Annotated in this window: 7 protein-coding genes and 1 pseudogene; 3 read left to right on the top strand and 5 right to left on the bottom strand. The window is 50.7% G+C overall.

What is annotated here, in order from left to right:
• Positions 1 to 205 (top strand): hypothetical protein (locus PHV74_14965; GenBank protein MDD5095656.1); only part of this gene is annotated, 205 nt, incomplete at its 5' end.
• A 52-nt stretch (positions 206 to 257) separates the two neighbouring features.
• Here the strand turns inward: PHV74_14965 and PHV74_14960 are convergent.
• The 4 genes from PHV74_14960 to PHV74_14945 form a co-directional block, all read right to left on the bottom strand.
• A complete protein-coding gene (locus PHV74_14960) occupies positions 258 to 722 on the bottom strand; it encodes a VOC family protein (protein MDD5095655.1) in 465 nt (154 codons plus the stop codon).
• Positions 723 to 785: 63 nt separating this feature from the next.
• Positions 786 to 965 (bottom strand): SDR family oxidoreductase, encoded by a 180-nt coding sequence (locus PHV74_14955; protein ID MDD5095654.1) that lies wholly within the window; start codon positions 963 to 965, stop codon positions 786 to 788.
• Position 966: 1 nt separating this feature from the next.
• Positions 967 to 1602, bottom strand: a complete 636-nt coding sequence (locus PHV74_14950; protein ID MDD5095653.1) for an SDR family oxidoreductase — start codon at positions 1600 to 1602, stop codon at positions 967 to 969.
• A 321-nt stretch (positions 1603 to 1923) separates the two neighbouring features.
• Entirely contained in the window at positions 1924 to 2373 is a 450-nt protein-coding gene (locus PHV74_14945; GenBank protein MDD5095652.1) for a MaoC/PaaZ C-terminal domain-containing protein, read from the bottom strand.
• Between the two features lie 87 nt (positions 2374 to 2460).
• Between PHV74_14945 and PHV74_14940 the strand changes: the two are divergent.
• Both PHV74_14940 and PHV74_14935 read left to right on the top strand, forming a co-directional pair.
• A pseudogene (locus PHV74_14940) lies at positions 2461 to 2700 on the top strand (heavy metal-binding domain-containing protein).
• A gap of 104 nt (positions 2701 to 2804) precedes the next feature.
• Entirely contained in the window at positions 2805 to 3284 is a 480-nt protein-coding gene (locus PHV74_14935) for a hypothetical protein (GenBank protein MDD5095651.1), read from the top strand.
• Positions 3285 to 3695: 411 nt separating this feature from the next.
• On the opposite strand, the gene PHV74_14930 is transcribed toward PHV74_14935, so the two are convergent.
• Positions 3696 to 4511: an ABC transporter ATP-binding protein gene (locus PHV74_14930; protein ID MDD5095650.1), complete on the bottom strand. Its 816-nt coding sequence runs from the start codon at positions 4509 to 4511 to the stop codon at positions 3696 to 3698.
• Between the last annotated feature and the right edge of the window lie 358 nt (positions 4512 to 4869).

Below are 4869 nucleotides of genomic sequence, written 5' to 3'. Positions count from 1 at the left end.
CCAGTATAATCTGCCGCCGTTTCCCAAGAAACTGGCTTATAAAGCAAATCGCTCCGGTGTGGTCGACCGCTTCGATGACCCCGGCGACAGAAAGTCAGTGGAGGTCGACCTCCACCTTCTCGATTTCCGTACCCCCGTTTTCCCCGATAAGAAGGGGACTAATGAGGATTTATCGAACCTCCGTCTGCTGCTTTATAGTTCCTAACTTAATACCCCGACCGTAAGGTCGTGGGAAGTTTATTCATGTATAATTCCTCTTAACTCTTAGGCTCGATTTGCCCGATAATGGTTTCCACGCCATACGTAGTGCGAGGATCAAGCATATATTCTTTGAACTTGCTGAACCTTCCTTGCTGATATTTGTTGATCTGATCCTGCGAATAGTCCACGGTGTACCAGATCGGGATGCCCAGTCCCTCGGCTGTCGCCCGCGCCTTTTCGATATCATCCACCACCCAGACCGCCCCGATCAGGCCCTCGCCACGCTTTTCGAGAGTCCGCTTCACCTTGCTGTCGCAGTCGGGAAGGGGACTGACCAGTTCGATACCGGCATCCCAGCTTATGGAGACCGACAAACCGAGTTCAGCTGCTTCCTCGGCAACGCTGTCGTGAAACGTTGCCCCAAGAAGATCAGAGTATAGCTTTTTGCTTTTCTCCATATCCCAAACGGCGATGACGACTCGATTTACTCCCTGTGGTTTCACTGGCTCTGCTTTTTTCACTTGGTCTTTACCACCTCTCATAAACAATGTAACAGGTATCAGAGGAGTGACTTATCCACGAACTTAGTCCTCGGTGATGCGCAATGCCGATATATTGTTGAGCAGCAATCCGCCATCCACCGGGATGGTATGACCGGTCACATAGCCGGCAAGGTCAGACGCCAGCCACAGGATGGCCCCGGCAATATCGTCGGGTGTAGCGGTCCGCCCCAGCGGAATGGATCGTCTGAGTCGATCCCCCAATTTAGGCTGCTTTTGGAGCACTCGTGCGGCCCTTAGGCGTGCTGGTCCATCCCGGCGACACAGAGTTAACTCTGATGTTGTGGGGAGCCCATTCCACTGCCAGGGTCTTGGTCAGACCGATCAGCCCCGCTTTCGCGGTTCCATAGGCAAAGTGATTGGTATCGGCATTCATACCGCCTGCCGATGAAACACTGACGATACTGCCTTTTCGACCCTGCTTGATCATCGTCTTGGCAACAGCCTTGCTGCAAAGCCAGAAATAGGTCAGATTGATGGCCATTTCCTCATCCCATTGAGCCCGGTTCATTTCCAGGGCGGGAACAAACAGCGGCCTGCCCACTACGGTCACCAGCACATCAACACTGCCGAACTCGGCTACGGCGGCTTCAACCACCCTGTTGATATCATCCTCGTTCAAGATATTTGCCTCTATTGCGATGGCTGGATTGCCTGTACCCTTGATCTCTGCCGCAATCGCCTCGGCCCTGTCTGCCTTCAGATCGACAGCGACGATATTGGCCCCGGCGTGGGCAAAAAGCCGACACGTGCTCGGTCCAATACCCTGATTATCGATACCCCCACCCCCCACAACAACAACGGTTTTACCCTCTAACCCCATTCTTGAGATGATAGTCATTTAAAATCCTCCACCAGCAATGCTGAGATTAACTGACCTCACATACTCCTGTTTCGTTGGCGTGAATTCTATTGTGAGGGATTCTTCCATAATTCAATGAGAGCTTTCTTGCGAAAATCAGGCTAATAAAAGTGCAGCCCAACGTCCGAATTCAGCCGCCGCCAGAGTTTATGCCTGCCAGCCTTCGTTTTTGACCAGCCCCTGGATGCTTGACCCGTTTGACTTAAAAATGGACGCTCTTGGGGTCGCGCTCCACCGAATTGTTAGCGGGCCTCATCATCCGAAATGTCTAACAACTAAGCTTCTTGATCAAACAGGACACTAGGTTTTGGGACGTCTTCCTATAAGCCCAGCGGCTTTGAATGTAATTACCGGTTCATCTCGTTGATTAAGCAACCTCATGATGGAAAAGGCAATGCCAACACTCGGGTCACTTTTTGATTCCCGCTTCGAAGTTACCTCCATCTCAGCTACCAAGGTATCACCTGGCCGACCGGGAAGCAGGAACCGAACTTCGTCCCAGCCTAACACCACATTGTGGGCCATGTTCGACTCTCGCTCTCTTATCAGCTTTACGAAAATTGCTATAAGGAGGGCCCCTGGGGCAATTAACCCCCCATACGTGGATGTCCCGGCGAATTCGGAATCTATATGAAGCGGGTCCGGGTCCCATTCCGTGCCAAACGCGACAATCTTCTGTTCGGTCAACAGGTATCCCCTAGACCTGTATCTTTCGTGGAGCTTGATATCTTCGTAGTATTCTAAAGTCACGGGTCTATTATATGATAGATAGCAGACGTGTTGCCAGTTAGAGTCTCATAGAGCAGTCCTAACTGGATGGAGGAGACTGACATCCTTCGGGAAATCTTTGGGATGATTGGGGCTTCACTCCAAACACTTGTCGGTGGAAACATCACTTTATTTACGGGGTTGTGTGAGAAATCAAGGGGAGACGCCTTTGCCATGATGCTTCAACATGCAAAAGAGAAGGGCGCCAATGCTGTCGTCGGGGTTCGATACGATGCATCTCAAGTGATGGGAGGTGTATCAGAAGTCTTGTGTTACGGAACAGCAGTTTTGATCGAAAAGAACAAATGAGAGGTGTAAACGTCCAGGAGGTCATAGGGTAACCCCACCTCAAGTGCGTCCTGTTCGTTGAGGGTAGTTTTGCTTCCGGAAGTTTTTAGGACATCGAGAATCACATGGGAAGACCAAAGGAATTCAGCTTTAAGACAGATACCGGAACCTGTATCATCACCCCGGACAAGTTGCTATTGGAACGCCATGAGCCCGCTGGCAGAGCAAGCAATGGCGTCAATGGCAAGATCACCCAGCGTAGGATTGTCATATACGCATTTTCAGGAATAGCAGCGGTGATCATCGGTGGATGGCTGCTTACTCAAGAAGACATAGCGATGGGATGCGTATTCAGTCTCATCGGAATCTTTCTCATCTGGAATGTATTCTCTAGCCGCCGTGACTCAGCAGCGGCTGTTATCGAACGATCAGACATTCTGTCAATTGAAGCTCACCCTCCACTTCCCCTCACGCGTGGCTATATTGCAGTCAATTTTATGGAGAACGGACGGAGACGTCAGCGGTCGATCATGTTGAGTGGTAAGCAGGAATACCAAGAAGCCCTGCAAGCGATGAGAGACGCCGGTCTGTTGGACCAAGAATAGCAGGCACTCTACCCAACACCCATTGCCACGACCTCTTTCAATCAAGAAGAATGCTCCACGTTGATCAAAGGACCGCCTGTGTACAGCAATTGACACTTTGCCATAGTTGCCCCGGCGACGTGTGCTCCTATGTGAACCTCAGTATTGAGGTTCACCCGGTCATGGTACCAGTTGCAGCGTCAAAACTTGGCCAGTTTTTGGGCCATAGCGGCTCATCCTGAGAGGATCTTTCTTGATGCCCTCGACCATTTGCCACCGTTGCTTGTATTTGCCCGTCTGAGGGTCACATCCTGGACTCACTGCCAACAGTCCCACTATTCTCTCTGCGTTTCTTGATATACCCTTGCCCGCAATTATCATATCATTGCGGGGGTGTTTAGTAAAATTTCTACTTAGCGGCCCGTAACAGACTTACAGGCTCTCTATCTTGAGCACAGTTCGTGTTGTTCTTCTGAGTGCCCCCGCGACGACCCAAGTAGGCCTCAACACCTGTTCATTGGCTTGTATTTCTTTTGGAACACCTTCAGCGATTTTGCTACCGCGGTCTATGACTACCAGGCGGTCGCAGATGTTCATCATCACCCGCATATCATGGTCGATAACCAACACGGTCAGTCCCTGATCTCTCAGCTTCCGAATCACGCCAACGACTTTGTTGCTTTCCTCAGCGCTTAGACCGCATACCGGCTCATCCAGAAGCAAAAGCTTGGGGTTGCCGGCAAGACACATGGCGATAGCCAGTATCCTCTGCGCTCCCGGAGGCAAGCTGGCCGCTGGTCTGGTTGTATATTCTGTGAGCCCCAACGTCTCCAGTATTCCCATGGCTTTAGCCTGAGAAGCCTTTAGCTCCCTGTTCACTTTTCTCCGCAATAACTGGCTGGCTATGATGCCGCTTCTCTCACGTACGTGGCAACCGTATACCACGCTCTCCAGAGTGGTAGCCGATACGAAAGACTGTGTCTGTTGAAAGGTCCGCGCAATACCCATCATGGCAATCTTCCATGGGGGAAATCCTTGTATAGGAGTGTCTCTAAAGAGTATCTGGCCAGCTGATGGTTTATGAGTCCCTGCCAAGATGTTAATAGTGGTGGTCTTGCCTGAACCGTTCGGGCCGATCAAGCCCAATATCTCCTGGTGGCATATGTCAAAACTCAGGTCGTCTACAGCTCTTAAGCCACCAAAGTTTTTGGTGAGATTTTGTACTTCAAGAATGCAGTCTGGTTTCATAATTGGCAAAACAGACCTCTCTTTCTACAGAAATATGTAGCCCCTCTTTGTCGAGACGGAATCTCTTCCAATGCAAGATGAGCCCAAAGGGGGATTACGCGGCACAAATCAGTTAGCTTTGACCTTGGACCCACATAGGAAACTATGAAGGGGTCTGCCAAGGTGTGGTCAGATGCTGTTGTCACTCAGCCTATCCCGATGCTGGTCCCATTTCGAAGGGGGCATCCCATTGGGATGCCCCCTTCGAATAGTGCTTGACTACAATTTGTAGATCTTCTAGTCTGACACTACGGTCAGCTTTCCATCCTTGTATTGCACGATATGGCCTACGTTGCTGTGAACGCCATTGGCCTGAATG

The organism is Dehalococcoidia bacterium (assembly GCA_028711995.1).
Classification (GTDB): domain Bacteria; phylum Chloroflexota; class Dehalococcoidia; order SZUA-161; family SpSt-899; genus JAQTRE01.
Note: the sequence above shows the minus strand (reverse complement) of the source record. Positions and strands in the feature narration are given on the sequence as shown.

What these genes read in the sequence shown, in the direction of transcription:
- PHV74_14950 (MDD5095653.1), bottom strand. Translation starts at nt 1,602, where the DNA reads ATGACTATCATCTCAAGAATGGGGTTAGAGGGTAAAACCGTTGTTGTT.
- PHV74_14935 (MDD5095651.1), top strand. Translation starts at nt 2,805, where the DNA reads ATGGGAAGACCAAAGGAATTCAGCTTTAAGACAGATACCGGAACCTGT.
- PHV74_14930 (MDD5095650.1), bottom strand. Translation starts at nt 4,511, where the DNA reads ATGAAACCAGACTGCATTCTTGAAGTACAAAATCTCACCAAAAACTTT.